18 protein-coding genes are annotated in these 19,176 nt (G+C 43.5%); 10 read left to right on the plus strand and 8 right to left on the minus strand.

Features of this window, described 5'->3' with window-relative positions:
* Positions 1-12 precede the first annotated feature (12 nt).
* Entirely contained in the window at positions 13-942 is a 930-nt protein-coding gene (locus tag QQK21_RS16055) for a sensor domain-containing diguanylate cyclase (protein ID WP_284193197.1), read from the plus strand.
* Positions 943-964: 22 nt separating this feature from the next.
* Complete coding sequence (locus QQK21_RS16060) at positions 965-2,110, plus strand: response regulator (RefSeq protein ID WP_284193198.1); 1,146 nt, start codon at positions 965-967, stop codon at positions 2,108-2,110.
* 58 nt (positions 2,111-2,168) lie between these two features.
* Here the strand turns inward: QQK21_RS16060 and QQK21_RS16065 are convergent, their stop codons facing one another.
* Entirely contained in the window at positions 2,169-3,380 is a 1,212-nt protein-coding gene (locus tag QQK21_RS16065; RefSeq protein ID WP_284193199.1) for a putative manganese transporter, read from the minus strand.
* A gap of 185 nt (positions 3,381-3,565) precedes the next feature.
* Here QQK21_RS16065 and QQK21_RS16070 point away from each other — a divergent pair, with 185 nt between their 5' ends.
* Positions 3,566-4,471, plus strand: a complete 906-nt coding sequence (locus QQK21_RS16070) for a manganese-dependent inorganic pyrophosphatase (RefSeq protein WP_284193200.1) — start codon at positions 3,566-3,568, stop codon at positions 4,469-4,471.
* 70 nt (positions 4,472-4,541) lie between these two features.
* Positions 4,542-4,931: a DUF2750 domain-containing protein gene (locus tag QQK21_RS16075; protein WP_284193201.1), complete on the plus strand. Its 390-nt coding sequence runs from the start codon at positions 4,542-4,544 to the stop codon at positions 4,929-4,931.
* A gap of 31 nt (positions 4,932-4,962) precedes the next feature.
* On the opposite strand, the gene QQK21_RS16080 is transcribed toward QQK21_RS16075, so the two are convergent.
* From QQK21_RS16080 to pspF, 7 genes are all read right to left on the minus strand, one after another.
* Positions 4,963-5,754: a DUF2927 domain-containing protein gene (locus tag QQK21_RS16080; RefSeq protein WP_431313130.1), complete on the minus strand. Its 792-nt coding sequence runs from the start codon at positions 5,752-5,754 to the stop codon at positions 4,963-4,965.
* Positions 5,755-5,765: 11 nt separating this feature from the next.
* On the minus strand, positions 5,766-6,551 hold the full coding sequence (locus QQK21_RS16085; RefSeq protein WP_284193202.1) for a peptide ABC transporter ATP-binding protein: 786 nt from the start codon (positions 6,549-6,551) through the stop codon (positions 5,766-5,768).
* Complete coding sequence (locus QQK21_RS16090; protein WP_284193203.1) at positions 6,548-7,546, minus strand: peptide ABC transporter ATP-binding protein; 999 nt, start codon at positions 7,544-7,546, stop codon at positions 6,548-6,550. Before QQK21_RS16090 ends, QQK21_RS16085 begins: the two co-directional genes overlap by 4 nt.
* Entirely contained in the window at positions 7,546-8,433 is an 888-nt protein-coding gene (gene sapC / locus QQK21_RS16095; RefSeq protein ID WP_284193204.1) for a putrescine export ABC transporter permease SapC, read from the minus strand. The genes QQK21_RS16090 and sapC overlap by 1 nt, the downstream gene beginning before the upstream one ends.
* A complete protein-coding gene (locus QQK21_RS16100) occupies positions 8,420-9,382 on the minus strand; it encodes an ABC transporter permease (RefSeq protein WP_284193205.1) in 963 nt (320 codons plus the stop codon). The genes sapC and QQK21_RS16100 overlap by 14 nt, the downstream gene beginning before the upstream one ends.
* Positions 9,382-11,001: an ABC transporter substrate-binding protein gene (locus QQK21_RS16105; RefSeq protein ID WP_284193231.1), complete on the minus strand. Its 1,620-nt coding sequence runs from the start codon at positions 10,999-11,001 to the stop codon at positions 9,382-9,384. The genes QQK21_RS16100 and QQK21_RS16105 overlap by 1 nt, the downstream gene beginning before the upstream one ends.
* A 99-nt stretch (positions 11,002-11,100) precedes the next feature.
* Positions 11,101-12,102 (minus strand): phage shock protein operon transcriptional activator, encoded by a 1,002-nt coding sequence (gene pspF, locus QQK21_RS16110; protein WP_284193206.1) that lies wholly within the window; start codon positions 12,100-12,102, stop codon positions 11,101-11,103.
* A 212-nt stretch (positions 12,103-12,314) separates the two neighbouring features.
* Here pspF and pspA point away from each other — a divergent pair, with 212 nt between their 5' ends.
* The 6 genes from pspA (at position 12,315) to QQK21_RS16140 (ending at position 19,154) form a co-directional block, all read left to right on the plus strand.
* Positions 12,315-12,983, plus strand: a complete 669-nt coding sequence (gene pspA / locus QQK21_RS16115) for a phage shock protein PspA (RefSeq protein WP_284193207.1) — start codon at positions 12,315-12,317, stop codon at positions 12,981-12,983.
* 150 nt (positions 12,984-13,133) lie between these two features.
* Complete coding sequence (pspB, locus tag QQK21_RS16120; RefSeq protein WP_284193208.1) at positions 13,134-13,367, plus strand: envelope stress response membrane protein PspB; 234 nt, start codon at positions 13,134-13,136, stop codon at positions 13,365-13,367.
* Positions 13,360-13,746, plus strand: coding sequence for an envelope stress response membrane protein PspC (pspC, locus tag QQK21_RS16125; RefSeq protein ID WP_284193209.1), 387 nt, complete (start codon positions 13,360-13,362; stop codon positions 13,744-13,746). Before pspB ends, pspC begins: the two co-directional genes overlap by 8 nt.
* A gap of 185 nt (positions 13,747-13,931) precedes the next feature.
* Positions 13,932-14,963, plus strand: coding sequence for an efflux RND transporter periplasmic adaptor subunit (locus QQK21_RS16130; RefSeq protein ID WP_284193210.1), 1,032 nt, complete (start codon positions 13,932-13,934; stop codon positions 14,961-14,963).
* Between the two features lies 1 nt (position 14,964).
* Positions 14,965-16,044 (plus strand): efflux RND transporter periplasmic adaptor subunit, encoded by a 1,080-nt coding sequence (locus QQK21_RS16135; protein WP_284193211.1) that lies wholly within the window; start codon positions 14,965-14,967, stop codon positions 16,042-16,044.
* Entirely contained in the window at positions 16,041-19,154 is a 3,114-nt protein-coding gene (locus QQK21_RS16140; RefSeq protein ID WP_284193212.1) for an efflux RND transporter permease subunit, read from the plus strand. Before QQK21_RS16135 ends, QQK21_RS16140 begins: the two co-directional genes overlap by 4 nt.
* Positions 19,155-19,176 lie beyond the last annotated feature (22 nt).

Below are 19,176 nucleotides of genomic sequence, written 5' to 3' on the forward strand. Positions count from 1 at the left end.
GAGGAACGCATTTTGCACCGAATTCAATATGTTATGGACCAGAAGCCGTTTTCTTCATTCTCGGAAGCCAGTCGATACACGCTAAAGTACCTCAGAAAAAAATATGGCTATGGTGCTTGGTTAATGACGCGCAAAAATGAAGATGAGTGGGTTATATTGCAGGTTGAAGGAGATGGTTATCAGATTGATGAACTGTCAGTCATCAACTGGAATGACTCTATGTGCAGTCGTATGGTCAAACAAGAAGGACCAAGATGGGCTCCTAACGTCGATGAAATAAGTTCATACGTTGAAGCCCCAATATACCAAGCTCACAGTATAAAGTCATATGTAGGCGTTCCAGTTTGTTACGCCAATGGTGAAGTGTTTGGCACTTTGTGTGCAATTGATACAGAGCCAACTGGACGACAACCGGCTGACGGTATAGAGACGGTTGAACTTATGTCAAAGTTACTCGCTAGCTTGTTACAGTTAGAACTCGATAATTTGTCCATCGCTCGCAAGCAAATGAACTTTTTGCCAGAACAGTTGAAAGATAAATGTACTGGATTTTTAAATCGTATGGGGTGGTCGATATGCTTAGAAAAGGAATCTCAAAAAGTCCGTGAGTTGGGTACGCCTTTATATGTCGTAGCACTAGATATCAAATTGCTGAATCTGGATGAAGATAATGAAGCTGTTTCGAGACAGTTATCATTGACCACATCTATTCTCTCATTAGAAGCCGATGAACACCATTTTGTTGCTAGACTTAATGAAAATATTTTTACCATTCTGTGTACCACTATAATGAGTAAACAAGTTGAACAACTGGTAAGTAACTTGCAGATGCATTTTAGAGCCGTTGATATAGACGTTGCTATCGGGGTCGAAAAGCACAATTACAGAGATAATATTGAAACTACAGTGATGAGCGCGATAAAAAGTACTAAATCAAGCTGATTTTGACAAAGAAGGAGTAAGTATGGATATTTCGCAGACAAGTATCTATATATTCTATAGCTCTGCCGAGATACTAGATATGGTGAAACCAGTTGTATCCGTTTTGTTTGAAAATATTTACTCTATTAACATTGAAAAAGAGCAAGAGAAATTTGCTCAGTCACTTAAAGAGCCCCATCTCAGTATTATTTCAATCTACTCGTTTGATGACCCAGATGAAGGAGCAAATTTAGCAAGGCTACTGAATGAGCATGGAGCTTTACAGCAACAAGCCAGTATACCAAGGTACGATATTCTGATGTGCAATAAGTCATATCGAAATAGAGCCTATGAATTATGTGTCGAAGAACTGTTTCACAGTTATGAAAACATCAAACCCATTTATGATACTAATAAAGTTGTGCTAGCGCTGCGTAGGCTTGCTCAGCATTTGGCGATAAAAGTTGAGTTCCAGCAAGCAGAGAAAGACAATCGCAAAATGGAAGAAAACATTAACAGCAGTCTTGAATCCATTAACTTGTTACAGAAAGAAGTTCAAAACTCAGTGGGTACTCAAACGAGTGAGTTTGACCAAGTAACCAGTCAGCTAAATCAGCTTTTGGAGAAAGTACCTCCAGTAGAATGGGAAAAAGCATTCAACAATATTGTAAACTCGATGCCAGAGTCCGCTCAAAGAGACACATTGAGGCAGTTTTCTATCAAAGATTTTCGTGATGATCTTGAGAAATATAAAGACAACTGCGTGGGTATGCTCGATAAAATTACTCACTCTTTAGATTTAGCCAAACCTAAATCTATTTCAAGAGGTCCGTTAGTTTTGGTTGCCGATGATCAGCCTGTGATGAGGAAGATTATTGCGTCAATTTTGGAACCGAGGGGGTACAAGGTCGAGCTCGCTAGTAATGGTGCAGAAGCGATTATGAAGGCAAAGGTGCTCAGACCAAACTTGATGTTGTTAGATATTGACATGCCTATTATGGATGGTTTGGCAACGTTAGATACGATCAAGAAAGTTGGCGCCACCAGCCACATACCAGTAATTATGTTAACTAGCCATTCTGACAAGGATGTAATCCAATCAAGTATAACCCTTGGTGCAGTAGATTATGTTGTAAAGCCAACTAAAGCTGAGATTCTACTGAAAAAAATTTCTAATGCCATTAACTAATATTCTGACTTAAAGCATTTTAGTATTGCTTTGAACATATGGCTTGTATGTCGGCTTATTATTCAAAAATAAAGTAGTAACCATAGCCTATAAGTAACGCGGGAATCGCTGAATAGAAAGTGGCGACAAGGGCGGCTTTGGGCGCGAGAGCAATGGCGGGGAATAAAGCATCACCATCGTTTGATATCGCATTAGCCAATTGTGTTGAAAGTGGCACGGTACCTGAGATGTAAAGGCTAGTTATGAGTATTTGTGGCCCACATCCAGGCAGTATCCCAACGGCAAGCCCAACCAAAGGCATCCATACACCCCATCCGGAGAAAGTACTGGCAAGGTCGATATTGCCCATGGTTGTTAACAACTCAAAGCACATGAATGCCAATATTACCCAAGCGGTAACGAAGTTAGTGTCTTGAGCCGCTTTTTGTAACGGGTGTGAGGTGATGGGTTTGGTATCTTCAGAAACCGTTGAGCGGTAATCCTTGATTTCCTTGGTCAGTGACCAAAGCAACATACTCATGACAATGAGCGTCGCTCCAAGCCACTCCATTGTGTTTGGGGGTAGGGTGAGCAGATGATTGATGTCGACTTGAAATGATCCTAACAAAGCAACAACCGTCGCTGGAATGATAAGCCACTTCCAAAATGTGCCTTGAAGGTTAATGGCTTTTTTCTCAAAGTTACTATGTTGGCGAAAACTTGACTGACATGTTTGATTGTCTTCTCTGTTGTTCTTGCTGATTGGGCGTAAAAAATGGTCAGAATGAATCGCATTGACTGCCCAACCTGACAAGCATCCCACAACAATGCCTGTGCTGACAACGAGCAGGCCTGTATCAGGCTTACTTGCCAGAAGTAAGAATGCAGCGTCACCCATTGTCGATGTCAGCACCGCGACAATGGCGCCGAAACCGACGTTACCACTGACAAATTGGGTTGTTACTATGATCGCCCCTCCGCAACCTGGAAGTGCGCCAAGTAAGGATGAAAACACGACTTGGTATCCTCGCGACTTTTGATAGAGGTTGACCATTTTGCTGTCTTTGCTTATCCAAAGTGAGAAATAGTGATAGATAGCAAGAGTAAAAGCGACGTAGGCAGAAACTGCCCAGAAGGCATCGGAAAGCGTTGTCACTGTGACCATTCGGGAAGCGTCATTGAGCATCAATGCTATCAAAGTGGCTGGCAAAAATAGCCGTTTATAGGCTGGTTGAAATTGTGAAATCGTAAGCCAGTTTGGTAAAGATAAGGAAAGTCGAATCGTGCTCATTAGTTACTTAATGCAAATGATAATGGTTATCAATTTAGTTTTCAGTGAAATTATTTGCAACCAAATTCTGTAATTTGGTGATTTATTTTCTCTAACCTATGACAAATTTCAAAATTCAGGTAAAGTACTTCGCTTTGTGAGTAATTGCCCAGTATGGGGCTATTTTAGTCGTAGTAGGAAAAAAGATGATTCTAGTTGTAGGTCACAAGAACCCTGATAGTGACAGTATTTGTAGCGCTCTCGTTGCGACAGAGCTGTTAAGAGCACGTGGTCTCGATGCCATGCCCATTCGTCAAGGCGAAATTAACCGCGAAACTCAGCACATCCTTGAAGTGGCTAGCGCTGAGTTGCCAGAGCTTCGTACTTCTGTTGCGGGCGAAAAAATTTGGTTGGTAGATTATTCAGATTTGGCTCAAGCGCCTGATGATGTCTCTGAAGCTGAGATTTTAGGCATTGTTGATCACCACAGACTGGGTGATGTGATGACTATTAATCCTATGGAAGCTTGGATCTGGCCTGTTGGTTGTACTAACACGGTTCTTTTCAATATGTTTAAAATTGAAGGACATGAAATTCGTCCGCAAATTGCTAAGCTAATGATGTCTGCCATTTTATCTGACACCGTTGGCTTTGCTTCTCCAACTTGCACACAAAAAGACAAAGATGCAGTAGAAGAGTTGGCCCAAATTGCTGACGTTTGTAATATTGACTCTTTCATCAAAGATCTATTGATTGCTAAAACCAATATAGAAGGCCTCTCTGCTTCTGAGCTGGTAGAGAAAGATCTTAAAGGCTACCCTTTCAACGGTCGTAATGTGGTCGTGGGGCAAGTTGAACTGGCGACGCTTGAGCAGGTTGATGGAATGATTGATGCGCTAGAGCTGGATCTTGAACGTCGTTGCGTTGAGGACAACCTTGCTTTTGCTGCCGTTATGTTGACGGATATTACGACAGCGAAAACTCGCTTGTTGTATAAGGGCGAATGGGCAGAGAAGCTCACTCATCATGAGTGTGATGGTATGCTTATGATGGAAAATACCCTAAGCCGCAAGAAGCAAGGCTGGCCTTGGCTACAAACTGAACTTGCATAATTAATTTACTCAGCTAAACACCAAAACGCCCACTCAGAAGATGTGGGCGTTTTATTGAAGGAGTTTGTCTATGCCGCACTCGCTCTCACAAAAAGAAGTCGAGTCAGTGCTGAAATTGAACGAAAACGAACGTTTCAGCTACACCATAAAAGAAATCGTCAAACACAAGAAAATATGGATTCTCACGGATGAACACGGATGTGTCATGCTCAATACCGAAGATGAGGAGTGCGTACCTATATGGCCGAATCAAGAATTTGCGAGTCTTTGGGCGACGGGAGAATGGGACAGTTGCAAAGCGGAACCTATATCAACAGCGAAGTGGTTTAGCCGCTGGACACAAGGTCTTGAAGAGGATGGTTTGTCAGTCGTGGTGTTTCCAAATCACGATGAAGAGGGCGTTGTTGTTTTCCCTGATGAACTTGAATTTGAGCTTAAAAAGGCGGATAAGAAAAGGTAATTTATAAGCTTTTGCAGTCGTGGCGTGAGAACTAATAAGAGGTGAGTTGATAAAGCTCTGTTGATTTTGCCATGGCCGCGGCTTTTTTCAATACTCCCAGACGTTGATAGCGCTTGAGTATGGTATCGATAGCTTGTTGAACTTTGCTCAAGTCCATACCTGATTTCAATTCAGGCTCATAAAGCATTTTGAGTAAGATGATGTCTAAGGGGGACAATAAGTCCTCTGGTGTCTCATCATTAAATATAGAGGGGTAGGCCGCTTTAGTATCATTGGGTAGCCCGAGTGTTTGCGTGATTTCCTCAACAATGCAGGCAAGTAATTTGCCATGCTCTCTAGCTTGATCGACAGGAATGATGATGACAGCAGAGTCTATTTCATGGGTTACTTTATTGGTTTTATATCCGGCTTTACAGATTGCACCGTGGGCATATTTTAAGGCGTTGGCTCCGAGCTCCCTTTTAATGTCATCTCGCCATTTATCCTGTTGGGTAAATATCCATACAATGTTAGCGTCTTCCCTTCTTGTTACTCGGGTTATTGAATGCCCGGTTATAAACGATAAATCTTTAATATGAGTATTGGCGAGCTGTTCATGTAACGCCTTGTCAGCAACCTTGTGTTCGATCCAAATTTTGATCGGTTGGTTCCATTTGGTTAGGCGTTGAATACCTGATGAATACTCATTTTTTAAGGAGACTTCAATAAATGCTTGTTTGACAAAGACAGGGTCCAACCAAGTTTCAGTAACAGCAAAAGCGCTGCTTATCATTCTGCAGCTAACGAGCAATACGATCATTGTCCATGTGCAACTCTTATTCATTGATGAGAACGCTACTTAAAACAAGGGGCTTTGTTAAAATGGCTCTCAATCATGCGTTGAGTGATAATGTTGTTAGGACAGGCTAGAATCTCTTGAGTATTTCCAGCTTCAACTACCTTACCATCGTGCATAACCATGACTTGGTCTGTGATATGTTTGATGATTCCCAAGTGCTGCGAGACATAAATAAACGAGACGCCCATTTCGTCTTGTAGCTCCAAAAATAAATTGATAATTTGCGAACGCATTGCCATGTCCAATCCATTTAGCGCTTCGTCAGCAACAATTACCGATGGCTGAAGTATGAGTGCTCGGGCTAAGCATATTCGTTGTTTTTGCCCTGCAGCCAGCATTTGAGGATAGAAATACGCGTGTTCAGGAAGCAAGCCAACTTTGAGTAGTACGTCTTTTACTCTTGATGTTCTCGCTTCTGGAGTCATTTCTGTATTGCGCTTAAGCGGCCCTTCGAGAATATGTCCAATCTGAAGGCGTGGATTTAGAGAGGTGTTCGGGTCTTGGAAAATCATCCGAATAAGTTTACAACGAGTAGAATAATCCTTGTGCTCCAACCGTTCACCATTGACCTTTATTTCGCCTCGTGTTGGCTCTATCACCCCAGCGAGCATACGCGCTAGTGTTGATTTACCTGAGCCATTTTGACCGATAATTCCAAGAGTTTGTCCTGCCTCTAGCCGAAAACTTACAGGTTTTACTGCCTGATGCACTTTTTTATGGAAAAGGCCAGATCGGGTGATAAAGGTTTTACTCAGCTCATTGACTTCTAGTAAGGCACTCATAGTTTTTTCTTCTCCATATTCAGTGGGAAGTGGCAGGCAAACTTGTGCGTTTTTACTCGACGTGTCTTGGGCATTTCGACACATTGGCGCTGCGCATGGGGACAGCGTGGTCCAAGTCTGCATCCAATAGGTAAGTGCTGCAGTGGAGGAATGGTGCCAGGCAAAGACTCCAGTTTTTGCTTATGCGGGATTATTTCGCTGAAATCTGGCATAGCTTTTAGTAGAGCAACGGTATAAGGGTGTTTGGGTTGTGCGAGAATTTTTTGTGTATCCGCTGATTCAACCGATTGGCCACAGTACATCACAGTAATTCGGGTTGCCCACTGAGTGATTGTCGCGAGATCATGCCCTATCAGTAGAATTGAAGTATTGTTAATTTGGTTCATGCGACTGAGCAAACGCAAGATTTGCGATTGGGTTATCGGGTCAAGGTCATTGGTTGGTTCATCTGCAATAAGCAGTTTTGGTTTTGCTGCAATGGCCATCGCAATCATTACCATCTGACACTCACCGTCGGTGAGTTCGTATGGATAACGCGACATGATTTCGATATGGTTCTTTATGCCTACTTTGTGCAGTAAGGCAATCGCTTGATTCTTACGCCACTTAAAACGCTCCCACCATTTTCCAGAAAAGGTGTGCGAGGGTATAGACTCAATCAATTGCTTACCCACTTCTTCTGATGGGTCTAAACACGTTGAAGGCTCTTGAAATATCATGGCAATATCTCTGGCGATCACGCGGCGGCGCTCTTTGGGTGTGAGTTGCAATAAATCCACATTGCCGAGACGCATTCGATCAGCCGTGACTCTCCAGTTTTCTTTACAGACACCGACAATCGCTTTCGCTACTAGGCTTTTACCCGACCCTGATTCTCCCACTAAACCACGGATTTCTCCTTCATTCATGGTAAGACTCATGCGATCAACTGCTTTCATCAGTCCTTGAGGTGTCTCAATCTCTATCGTTAAGTGACGAATATCCAATAGCGGCATTATTCTATTCCTGCATTGAGCGCTTGGCGGACCCCTTCACCGACGAGATTGATTACTACGACAGTAAACATGATTGCCAGCCCAGGTAGGGTGACAGTCCAAGGGGCGAGGTAAATCAATTCTACAGAGTCTCCGAGTACGGCTCCCCATTCTGTACTGGGTGCTTGAGCACCCAACCCCAAAAAGCCCAATGCAGTAATATCCAAAATGGCGATAGAAAGAGCAAGTGTGACCTCGGAAGCTATTGCGACAAGGATATTGGGCAAAATCGAATTCCAAAGAAGATAAAAATCGTTTGCTCCATCAAGGCGTGCGGCGATGATGTAGTCTTTCTCAACCTCTGTATGGACCGCGATATAGATAGAACGAACAAATCGTGGAATCAAAGCGAGCCCTATCGCGAGCAAAATATTAAATTCGCCAAAACCAAGGAAAGCGACAAATATGATGGCGAGTAAGAGGGAGGGGATTGACATGATGGTATCAAGCAGGTGATTCAGAACGCTTGATAGCAGGCCTTTTGTCATACCAGCGAAAATACCGATCAAACAGCCGATGATTGTTGCTATTGTGGTAATGACGACTGCAGCACCAAAGGTAAGTTGTGATCCTACAATAAGGCGTGACAAAATATCCCGACCAAGGTCGTCTGTACCTAGGAAGTAGTCTACTGTACCAGCAGGGTCCCATGATGGAGGGATAAGTAACTCTCCGGTTTGAGCTTGCGAGTCGTGTGGAGTTAGCCAAGGCGATGTTAAGGTGACAACGATGATAATACCCAGACACCATAGACCAAACATGGCAAGAGCATTTGAACGATAGCTGCGCCAAAATCGCTCAAATTGCGTAGGGATGTGCTCTTCCTGATAAATATTATCGGTTAACATACCACTCTTTCCTCACCAATGGATTTACCATAGCACCCATCAAATCCGACAGTATATTGGCAGTCAGTACTAACGTTGCGACGACCATAACGCCTGCTTGAATTGATACATAGTCTTCATTTGATAATGCATCTAACAGCCATCGTCCTATCCCCGGCCAGTTGAAGATAGATTCGGTAATGATGGCCAAAGTGAGCATGCTCGATAGCTGAATGCCGACTTTGGGTATAATGGGTGGAATGGCATTTCGTAACACATGTTGAGTGACAATTTCACGAGTCGTTAGACCTTTAATTTTAGCGGCTCGAATGTAGTTTTGATTCATGACTTCCGCGACCGAAGCTCTCATGAGACCAATAACTTGTGTGGTAGGAGTTAATGCCAGCACTAAGCAAGGCAAAATTAGGTGTTCAAGTACGCTCTGTAAGGCATTGACTCGATATTCACCTTGGGTCAGAAACGAGTCTATGATAGCAAAGCCGGTAACATGTTCGATTTCATACAAAAGGTCATATCGCCCGGCAACTGGGAAAATTTCAAAATGGAATGAAAAGGCCATGATCATGAGTAAGGCTACCCAGAAAATAGGGGCCGAATAACCAGACATGGACGTGAAAGATATGGCAGTGTCAATCCATTTACCTTGCTTCATTCCTGCAAGTGTCCCTATTGGAATTCCGATTAGGAGAGAAAAAATAAAGGCAATAAAACACAACTCAATAGTGGCTGGAAATACAATTGCTAACTCATCCACTACAGGTACACCACTTCGAGTGACACCAAAATTAAGGTGCATCAATTCGCCGATATAGTTCATCCAACCATGCCAGAAATTGTCCATGAGCCACGGAGAATCGGGCGCTAACCTAAGTAGACTGAACCCCACCATCGAGAGGATAAGTAAAGTGATTATAAATAGGTTAATGCGTTTCACTGTGTAGAGAAACATTATTTTATCCTCTCTACTGCGTCAAAAGGCTGGACATTAAATGGGCTAATTTTAAATCCCTTTAATGTAGAGCTGTAAGCTTGAAATTGCATCCCATGGCTTAATGGAATAACAGGAAACTCCTCATTGAGGATGTTTTGTGCTTGCTTGTACAAATTGAGTCGATAACGCGGTTTATCCACTTCAAGTGCCAAGTCCAATAAAAAGTCAAAATCGGCATTACACCAACTTGACACATTCAGGCCTACCTTTTTCGAGTCACAAGAAAGTAAAGGTCTTAGGAAGTTATCAGGGTCACCTGTGTTGGCTATCCAACCTGTCAAATAAAGGTCAACCGCTTGATTGTTAGCAACATTCGCCCTATCAAAACGATCCTCGGTGACGATATTTAATTTGATGCCGATATCTGCAAAATTCGCTTGGATTAATTCCGCCGTTTTTCTTGGACTAGGGTTATAGGCTCTCGGTTCAAGTGGTACCGACATATTGAGTTCTAGGCCTTTGCCAAATCCCGCTTCTTTCATCAAAGCAATAGCATAGTTTCTGTCGTAGCGGATCTGGACATTATCTTTCAAATACGCCCAAGAATTTGGAGGCAGTACTGAGTAGGCTTGACTGCCCATGCCATAATAGACCGAATCCAGTATGTTTTGGCGATTGATGGCATAGTTAAGTGCTTTTCTTACCAGAGGATTATTAAGTGCTGGGTTAGTGGTATTTACAGCGATGAAAGCAATATTCATTGCTGGTTTTATCATAAGCTCAATATTGTCCTGAAGCTGAATTGCGGGGATCTGGCTTGAGAGTGGGGAGCTTAACACGTCACATTCATTGCGTAGCAATTTCGCCAATGTACCCGTACCACGATGAGAAATATCGAATACGATCTGGCTCATTTGGGGCTTGCCTTGCCAATAGTTATCATGACGTTTAAGCCTTATTAGATCATTGACTTGATAATCATACAGATAAAATGGACCGGTACCAACGGGGTAACTGTCGAGTCTGGGTTTGTTATCGGTGAGGATTAACTTTTGGGCATATTCTGCCGAATGAATGACAGCATGGCTAGTGGCGATGTTAGACAAAAAGGTGTTGTCTGGACGACTTAAAGTAAAACGCACTTGATATTTAGATATCGCTTTGACATCAACTAACAAATTTTGAAAATCGATACCCCTAAACCAAGGGTAAAGACCATTACCTACATTGTGATAAGGATGCTCTTCATCAATAATGCGCTGAAAGCTAAATACGACGTCTTTTGCGTTCAATGTACGCGTGGGAGAAAACCAAGGTGTCGTTTGGAAAGCCACATTTTTTCGCAAATTGAAGATATACTCTGTGCCATCTTTGTTTACCGACCAGTCAGTCGCAAGGTTGGCCACTGGCTTGAAATTGTTCGGATCAAGGCTCAAAAGCGTATCGAAAATCTGTGGGCTTAGCGTTTCGGAGCTGATACCACTATCGACTAATTGCGGATTAAAACTGTCGGGGCCGCCCTGACCGCAATAAACGAAGCCAGTTTTACGAATCTTATTGTGATCAATCCCTTCACCACACCCTGTGAGTAAGGTAAAACCACATATGCTCAATGTCAGTTGAATGAATGCTTTCATAGCGAGAACGGTTGTTATGGGCAGTGCATGGTATAACACGGCATTATGCCCTAATAGTTCAGTAATTTACCATTATTAGTTCATGGTCTTCAAAATAAATTAGCTCATAGTCGAGATGTCATACTTTCTTATCATCCCTCTAAGCTGATGATAGCTCAGACCCAGCATATCGGCAGCTTTCCGTTGATTAAACTTACTCTGGGTCAATGCGGCTTTTAATAGGGCTATATCTTGATCCTGTTGCCAAGTCTTGTAGTCCATTGGGAAATCAAAGGTTGTTGAGCTGGAGTGGATACAAGTGCTGGTGTCTTGGCTTTGCTGTGGGTCTATTCCCCATTCATTTGAGAACGGATTGAATATGAGTGTGTCTATAGGGTCTTCCTGTAGCCCATGTTGATAGACAGCCCGTTCAACAACATTTTTTAGTTCACGTATATTTCCGGGCCATTGATACTTGATGAGGTCGTTCTGAGCGGTTTGAGAAAACCCCACAAAATACTCGAGGTTAAGTTCACGGCACATTTTAATCGCATAGTACTCGGCCAATAAGAGAACATCTTCTTTTCTCTCGCGTAGAGGGGGAAGGTGAATGACATCAAATGCTAATCTATCAAGTAAATCGGCTCTAAACTTGCCCTGTTCTGCCATTGCGAGGAGGTCGGCATTGGTGGCACACACTAAACGCACATTCGCATTGAGTAATTGGTGTCCTCCTACTCTTTCGTATTGGCCGTATTCGATCACTCGGAGCAGTTTTTCTTGTACTAAAAGCGGTGCCGTCGCCAGCTCATCGAGGAAAAGCGTACCATTTTCGGCACGTTCAAACCGACCTTTATGTCGCCCCTTTGAGCCAGTAAATGCCCCTTGTTCATGGCCAAACAGTTCAGAGTCAATTAGACCTTCACTTAAGGTAGAACAATTTAGTGAGATAAGTGGCTGGTCCCAACGTTTCGATAAATAATGTAAGCGCTGCGCGATAAGCTCTTTACCCGTTCCTCGCTCACCAATAATCAGCACAGGACGATTGATTGAAGCGAGTTTTGATACCTTCTCAAGTACTTCAAGGAAAGCTGGGGATTCGCCGATAAGATTTTGCTGCATTGAGACAGTCCGTTGGTGAAATTTACCTAATGTTAGTTAAATTCATCATAGGTGAGTTGTGGATTGGATGTCAAATATTATAACTATTTGTTTTAAATGATATTTTTAGTTGGCACGTATCTTGGTTATTAGAATAGGATTACATTACACTGATAGATACAGTTAATATGGCCGACATTCACAGGCCAACGTTTTGGATAAGGAGCTAAGTCATGGGTATTTTTTCTCGTTTTGCTGATATCGTGAATTCAAACATCAGCGCGTTACTGGATAAAGCGGAAGATCCGGAAAAGATGATACGTCTTATTATTCAAGAAATGGAAGACACATTAGTCGAAGTGCGCACTAATTCTGCTAAAGCGATTGCAGACCAAAAAGAACTGGCGCGCAAAGTGGCGGCGATCGATGAACAAATCGATGAGTGGCAAAATAAAGCGACCTTGGCACTTACCAAGGAACGTGAAGATTTGGCCAGAGCCGCGCTAATAGAAAAGCAAAAATTGCAAGATATGCTGAAAGGATTACATACAGAACAGACTCTGGTAGAAGAAACGATCGAAAAATTAACCGGCGAGATCACTAAGCTGGAGAGTAAAATCACAGAAACGCGAGCAAAACAACAGGCACTAGCAATTCGCTCTCAAACTGCAACGGGTCGTCGTGATGTGCAAAAACACTTGCATACTGCCCGTACTTCAGAAGCTATGGCTAAGTTTGAGCAGTATTCTCGTAAAGTTGATGAACTTGAAGCGGAAGCGGATGTTTATGCGCAATCAGGTAGTGCCAAGTCGCTAGATCAAGAGTTTGCTGAACTTAAAGCTCAAGATGAAATCGAAAAAGAGCTTGAAAGTTTAAAACAGCAAGTAAAAGGTAATAAGTGACCGGATGTCGATACACCGAAAGAAGTCCGTAAACATGACGGCTTTGTCGCAATGGATTTTCTTTCAAAGGCACTACCGAACACAGAAAAGTTATAGTTACTTGGCAATGGCAAATGGCCTAGCTAAGTAACCACCATTTGGGAGTTTTATATGTCATCATTTTTTTTAGCGGGCCCTTTAATTGTCTTTCTGATCTTCGTCGCACCGCTCTGGTTGATCTTGCATTATCGCAGTAAGAAAAAAACGGCGAGTGGTTTGTCTGAAGACGACTTTGAGCGTTTACAGACGTTGTCAGAAAAAGCGGAGCAGATGCAAAAACGTGTTGAGACTCTTGAGCGCATACTCGATACAGAAACGCCAAGTTGGAGGCGTCGTTATGAGTAGAGACTTGTATCGAGATACCTATAACGGCAAGCTTTCAGGTGTTTGTGCAGGTCTTGCGAACTATTTTGGCTGTGAAGTTTGGTTAATTCGAATTTTGGTCATCTCTGCAGCCTTATTGGGTGGTAGTTTTCTCGTGTTGCTTGCGTATATCGCCATGACTTTGATGATAGAGAAGCAACCTGACAATTATGTTATGTCCCTAAAAACAGAGCAGGAACACAAGCTAAAAAGTAAACCTTGGCAACAAGGTCAGGCACCGGATGTGCTGCTTAATACGCTTGAAAAAGACTTTGAGCTTCTGGAGGGGAAAGTTAGGGAAATTGAAGCATACGTGACGTCCGAAACCTTCAAAGTGGACAAAGAATTTAGTCGTTTATAAAGCAATTGTGCGAGCTAAGGTGACATTTAACAGAAAATAACTAATTATTATAATAATTTACTGGTAAGTATTTGGCAGTCGTATAATCATTCATCTATCTTTGGCCTTGTTACCCTCTGTGCTGGTTGTATCCACTCGAAGGGAACGGGCCTTAATAATTCTATGTGACTATTGGATGACTGATTATGCAATTTAAGCTTTTGCTTCTTGCTACAGCCTCTCTGTTGAGTGGCTGTGGTAAAGAGTTACCCCCCGTTCCAGAGCCTGAGTCTCGGCCCGCCAAACTCTTTACCGTTTCAGTCGGCAATGCACAATTTGAAAGACACTTTCCCGCCACTTCTGAGGCTGGTGATAGGGCGGTATTAGCCTTTCGAGTTCCTGGATTACTTCAGTCTATCGATGTCCTATCTGGTCAGCCTGTGACGAAAGGGCAAGTGCTGGCCTCTTTAAACCCAGACGAATATTCTTTGCTCGCTAGGCGAGCTGAAGCGCAATTTCGCCTTGCTGATGTGCAATACGAGCGCTATAAAAAGCTACGTATTGATAAAGTCGTATCTGAACAAGACTTTGACCAAGCAAAAGCCAATCACAATTCTGCCAAAGCAACATTAGAGCAGGCGAAAGCCAATCTTCGTTACACCAAGCTGGTTGCACCTTATGACGGCACTGTTTCAATTATTCCAGCAGAAACTTATCAATATGTCGCCGCTAAGCAAGGCGTGATGAATATCCAAACTAATCGTTTGATGAAGGTCCAATTTCAGTTGCCGGATCATTTGTTAAATCGCTTTGCATCTGGGATTAATCTTGTCGCCACAATGAAATTTGATGCTTTTCCTGACAACATCTATGCCTTGACCTTCCAAGAAATTGATACCGAAGCCGATCCTAAAACGGGATCATACAAAGTGACCATGGTGATGGAACGTCCACTGGATGTGGGAATCCTACCGGGAATGGCGGGAGAGGTGAATGTAAAAGTGGACTCGACAGGCGCGACTAAGATCCCAAGTTCCGCAGTGTTTGAAGAAAATGGCAAAACATGTGTCTGGCGTGTTGATTCCTCAGGTGTGGTTGAGAAAGTGAGCATAGTGTTGGATGAGAAACGCCAAGTGAAAAATGGCCTTAATGATGGTGACCGCATTATTGTTTCGGGTGTAAAGGGTATTGAACCCGGCATCAAAGTAAGAGAATGGATCAAGGAGCGGGGACTGTAATATGAAGTTATCTATAGGTCTTAGTGTACTCGCTTTAGCGATGGTTCTTAGCGGTTGTGGCAAGGAGCAAGAATACGTTGACTTTGGTTTGCCAAAAGTCAAAACAGTGCAAGTCACTGGTGATGTTGAGCAAGATGGTCTCTATTTTCCTGCGGTTGCCAATGCAGCAGAGCGCGCCCCCTTGAGTTTTAGGGTCTCTGGTGAAGTAAGCCGACGCAATGTTAAAGAAGGTGATAGAGTTCGAAAAGGCGATGTGTTAGCTGAACTGGACCCCACGGATTATCAACTCGATGTAGATAATGCCAGTGCTAAGTTCAGCGTTCTTGATAGTCAATACAGACGCTCCAAACCTCTTGTTGATAAAGGGCTGCTTGCGAAATCGCAATTCGATGAAATCGCTGCAAATCGTCAGATAGCGTTGAGTGAGCTGGAATTAGCCAAATTACGTTTATCCTTTACCAAACTGCGTGCACCCGTTGACGGTATTATCTCGCGGGTAAACGTTGATCAATATGAAAATGTTCAGGTTGGTCAGCAAGTGGTGAACATACACAGTACTGACAGTGTTGAAGTATTGATTCAACTTCCTGACAGTTTGTACACCAACCAACCAGAGCCTGAGACACTTTCTCGTATTAAAGCATTAGTGAAAGTGCCAAGCGGAAACGAATACCCCGCCTCGATTAAAGAGTTTACGACCGAACCTGACCCGAGTACGGGCACGTATACGGTTACTTTAGCGCTTCCTATGCCTGAAAAAGAATACATCTTAGATGGTATGGCGGTTGAGGTTACGACTGATTATGAAATTGGCATGAATAGGCACGGTGGCGTTTTAATACCGATTGAAGCCGTATTCAATGCAGATGGTGATGACGTAGCGAGAGACAATAAATTTGTTTGGCTCATGAATAAAGATAATACAGTGACCAAACAAAAAATCCGTGTGGGTAAAGTGACTAAGAAGGATTTGCAAGTTATCAGTGGTTTGGATATCAATCAGCAGGTTGTCGTTGCCGGTATTTCAAGGCTAAAAGAAGGAATGAAAGTGGAAGTGATTAAGCAGGAGACGGCAAAATGAGTGAACATGATAACCGTCAGTCTTCTCAGGATGAAAATATTACTGGTATCGCGGCATATTTCATTCGAAATCGTGTCATCAGCTGGATGATCTCGCTGATTTTCCTCATTGGTGGCGTATCTGCTTTCTTTGGCCTTGGGCGTTTGGAAGATCCTGCCTTTACCATCAAAGATGCGATGGTGGTGACCTCTTATCCGGGTGCAACGCCACAGCAAGTTGAAGAAGAGGTGACTTATCCGATTGAAAAAGCCATTCAGCAATTAACCTATGTTGATGAGGTGAATTCAATCTCCAGCCGTGGGTTGTCGCAAATAACGGTTTCAATGAAAAATAATTATGGACCGGACGATTTGCCGCAAATTTGGGATGAATTACGTCGCAAGGTCAATGATCTCAAAGTTCAATTGCCACCCGGAGTCAACGAGCCCAAGGTGATCGATGACTTTGGAGATGTGTATGGCATTTTGCTTGCGATAACTGGCGATGGTTACTCGTACAAAGAGTTGCTTGATTATGTCGATTATTTGCGCCGAGAGTTGGAATTAATTGATGGTGTAAGCAAAGTCTCTGTTTCTGGTCAGCAGCAAGAACAAGTGTTTATTGAAGTTTCAATGAAACGATTAAGCAGCCTTGGTTTAGCACCCAATACTTTCTTCAACTTACTATCGACTCAAAATGTGGTATCTGACGCTGGCGCCATTCGAGTGGGTGACGAATACATCCGCATCCAACCAACAGGCGAATTTCAAAACGTTGACCAATTGGGAGACCTAATCATCACTGAAAGTGGTGCTCAGGGTTTGATTTATTTGCGCGATGTTGCGGAGATCAAACGCGGTTATGTGGATGTGCCTGATAACATCATCACTTTTAATGGACGTTTGGCACTGAATGTAGGTATTTCATTTGCCCAAGGGGTGAATGTTGTTGAAGTCGGTAAGCGCTTTGATCGCCGTCTTGCTGAGCTTAAATACCAACAGCCAGTCGGTGTCGAAATTGCTGAAGTGTATAGCCAGCCTAAAGAGGTCGACAAATCGGTCAGCGGATTTGTTGTAAGCCTTGGCCAAGCGGTTGCCATCGTTATTATTGTTCTGCTGTTCTTTATGGGGCTTCGCTCTGGATTATTAATTGGGCTTATTCTACTACTCACCGTATTTGGTACCTTCATTTTTATGAAGTACTTTGCCATCGATTTGCAGCGTATTTCCTTGGGTGCCCTTGTTATCGCTCTGGGGATGCTGGTTGATAATGCCATAGTGGTGGTTGAAGGCATATTGATTGGCACCCAAAAGGGTCGTTCACGTATGCAGGCGGCGACCGATATCGTTACGCAAACCAAATGGCCACTGCTTGGCGCAACAGTGATTGCTGTAACTGCCTTTGCACCGATTGGTTTATCTGAAGATTCAACCGGTGAGTACTGTGGAACCTTGTTCAGTGTTTTGCTTATTTCATTAATGCTCAGTTGGTTTACCGCGATATCTCTGACGCCATTTTTTGCCGATATTTTCTTTAAAGGGCAAAAAGTCAATACTGATGGCGAAGATAACGACCCGTACAAAGGTATGGTATTTACCTTATACAAAGGGTTTCTAGAATTTTGTATGAAGCGCGCTTGGCTGACTGTGATTGCTATGGTTGTCGGCCTTGCAGCCAGCATTTATGGTTTTACCTTTGTTAAGCAGTCTTTTTTCCCATCGTCAACCACACCAATATTTCAGGCCGATATTTGGCTGCCTGAAGGCACAGATATCCGCGCTACCAATACTAAGCTTAAGGCGCTCGAATCTTGGTTATCGGCTCAAGAAGGCGTTGAGCATATTACCACCACTGCGGGTAAAGGCTTGCAACGCTTTATGCTGACCTACTCGCCAGAAAAGAGCTATGCCGCATACGGTGAGATTACCACCCGAGTGGAAAGCTATGAGCAGCTTTCCACATTAATGTCGAATTTCAGGGCACATGTTGAGAAAAACTTCCCTGAAATTAACTACAAGCTTAAGCAAATTGAACTAGGGCCTGGCGGCGGCGCAAAAATTGAGGCGAGGTTAATTGGCTCTGATCCTACGGTGCTGCGCAGTATAGCCAGTCAGATCGAAGATATTTTACACGCCGATCCCGGTGCGACCAACATTCGCCATGACTGGCGTGAGCGGACTAAAGTACTAGAGCCGCAATTTAATGAAGGGCAAGCGAGGCGCTATGGGATAACCAAGGCCGATGTTGATGAGTTCCTCGCGATGTCGTTTGCGGGTAAGTCTATCGGTGTTTATCGTGACGGAACGACTTTGATGCCGATTGTGGCGCGTTTGCCAGAAGAAGAGCGCATTGATATACGCAATATCGAAGGGATGAAAATCTGGAGTCCAGCACTCAGTGAATACATTCCGCTGCAGCAAGTCACGCTTGGTTACGACATGCGTTGGGAAGATCCGATCATCGTGCGCAAAAACAGAAAACGCATGCTCACTGTGATGGCAGATCCAGACATACTCGGTGAAGAGACTGCTGCCACACTGCAAAAGAGGTTGCAACCTCAAATTGAGGCGATCGAGCTTCCTTCAGGTTATGCATTGGAGTGGGGCGGGGAGTATGAATCTTCAGGAGACGCGCAAGCTTCACTCTTTACTACCATGCCGATGGGGTACTTGTTTATGTTCCTGATCACGGTATTTTTGTTCAATACGGTCAAAGAGCCTTTGATAGTATGGTTGACGGTACCACTGGCCATCATAGGTGTAACAACCGGACTGCTTGCGCTGAATACGCCATTTGGCTTTATGGCGTTGCTGGGTTTCTTGAGCCTGTCCGGTATGCTGCTGAAAAACGGTATTGTCCTTTTGGACCAAATAGAAATTGAAATGCAGTCAGGTAAAGATCCTTACCTTGCGGTAGTAGATGCCTCGCTGAGCCGCGTGCGCCCTGTTTGCATGGCGGCAATCACCACGATTTTGGGCATGATCCCGCTACTGCCTGATATCTTCTTCAAACCCATGGCGGTGACCATAATGTTTGGATTAGGGTTTGCCACTGTATTAACTCTAATTGTGGTGCCAGTGCTTTATCGAATCTTCCATAAAGTACAAGTGCCAAATGAGTTGAATGGATAGAGAAAAGCGCCTCCGCAGTGAG

The organism is Vibrio zhanjiangensis, from assembly GCF_030161235.1.
In the GTDB taxonomy this organism is placed as follows: domain Bacteria; phylum Pseudomonadota; class Gammaproteobacteria; order Enterobacterales; family Vibrionaceae; genus Vibrio; species Vibrio zhanjiangensis.

Excerpts from the sequence above, each read along its gene's own strand:
- QQK21_RS16060 (WP_284193198.1), top strand. The coding sequence starts at position 965 with ATGGATATTTCGCAGACAAGTATCTATATATTCTATAGCTCTGCCGAG.
- QQK21_RS16065 (WP_284193199.1), bottom strand. The coding sequence starts at position 3,380 with ATGAGCACGATTCGACTTTCCTTATCTTTACCAAACTGGCTTACGATT.
- QQK21_RS16070 (WP_284193200.1), top strand. The coding sequence starts at position 3,566 with ATGATTCTAGTTGTAGGTCACAAGAACCCTGATAGTGACAGTATTTGT.
- QQK21_RS16075 (WP_284193201.1), top strand. The coding sequence starts at position 4,542 with ATGCCGCACTCGCTCTCACAAAAAGAAGTCGAGTCAGTGCTGAAATTG.
- QQK21_RS16080 (WP_431313130.1), bottom strand. The coding sequence starts at position 5,754 with ATGAATAAGAGTTGCACATGGACAATGATCGTATTGCTCGTTAGCTGC.
- QQK21_RS16085 (WP_284193202.1), bottom strand. The coding sequence starts at position 6,551 with ATGAGTGCCTTACTAGAAGTCAATGAGCTGAGTAAAACCTTTATCACC.
- QQK21_RS16090 (WP_284193203.1), bottom strand. The coding sequence starts at position 7,546 with ATGCCGCTATTGGATATTCGTCACTTAACGATAGAGATTGAGACACCT.
- sapC (WP_284193204.1), bottom strand. The coding sequence starts at position 8,433 with ATGTTAACCGATAATATTTATCAGGAAGAGCACATCCCTACGCAATTT.
- QQK21_RS16100 (WP_284193205.1), bottom strand. The coding sequence starts at position 9,382 with ATGTTTCTCTACACAGTGAAACGCATTAACCTATTTATAATCACTTTA.
- QQK21_RS16105 (WP_284193231.1), bottom strand. The coding sequence starts at position 11,001 with ATGAAAGCATTCATTCAACTGACATTGAGCATATGTGGTTTTACCTTA.
- pspF (WP_284193206.1), bottom strand. The coding sequence starts at position 12,102 with ATGCAGCAAAATCTTATCGGCGAATCCCCAGCTTTCCTTGAAGTACTT.
- pspA (WP_284193207.1), top strand. The coding sequence starts at position 12,315 with ATGGGTATTTTTTCTCGTTTTGCTGATATCGTGAATTCAAACATCAGC.
- pspB (WP_284193208.1), top strand. The coding sequence starts at position 13,134 with ATGTCATCATTTTTTTTAGCGGGCCCTTTAATTGTCTTTCTGATCTTC.
- pspC (WP_284193209.1), top strand. The coding sequence starts at position 13,360 with ATGAGTAGAGACTTGTATCGAGATACCTATAACGGCAAGCTTTCAGGT.
- QQK21_RS16130 (WP_284193210.1), top strand. The coding sequence starts at position 13,932 with ATGCAATTTAAGCTTTTGCTTCTTGCTACAGCCTCTCTGTTGAGTGGC.
- QQK21_RS16135 (WP_284193211.1), top strand. The coding sequence starts at position 14,965 with ATGAAGTTATCTATAGGTCTTAGTGTACTCGCTTTAGCGATGGTTCTT.
- QQK21_RS16140 (WP_284193212.1), top strand. The coding sequence starts at position 16,041 with ATGAGTGAACATGATAACCGTCAGTCTTCTCAGGATGAAAATATTACT.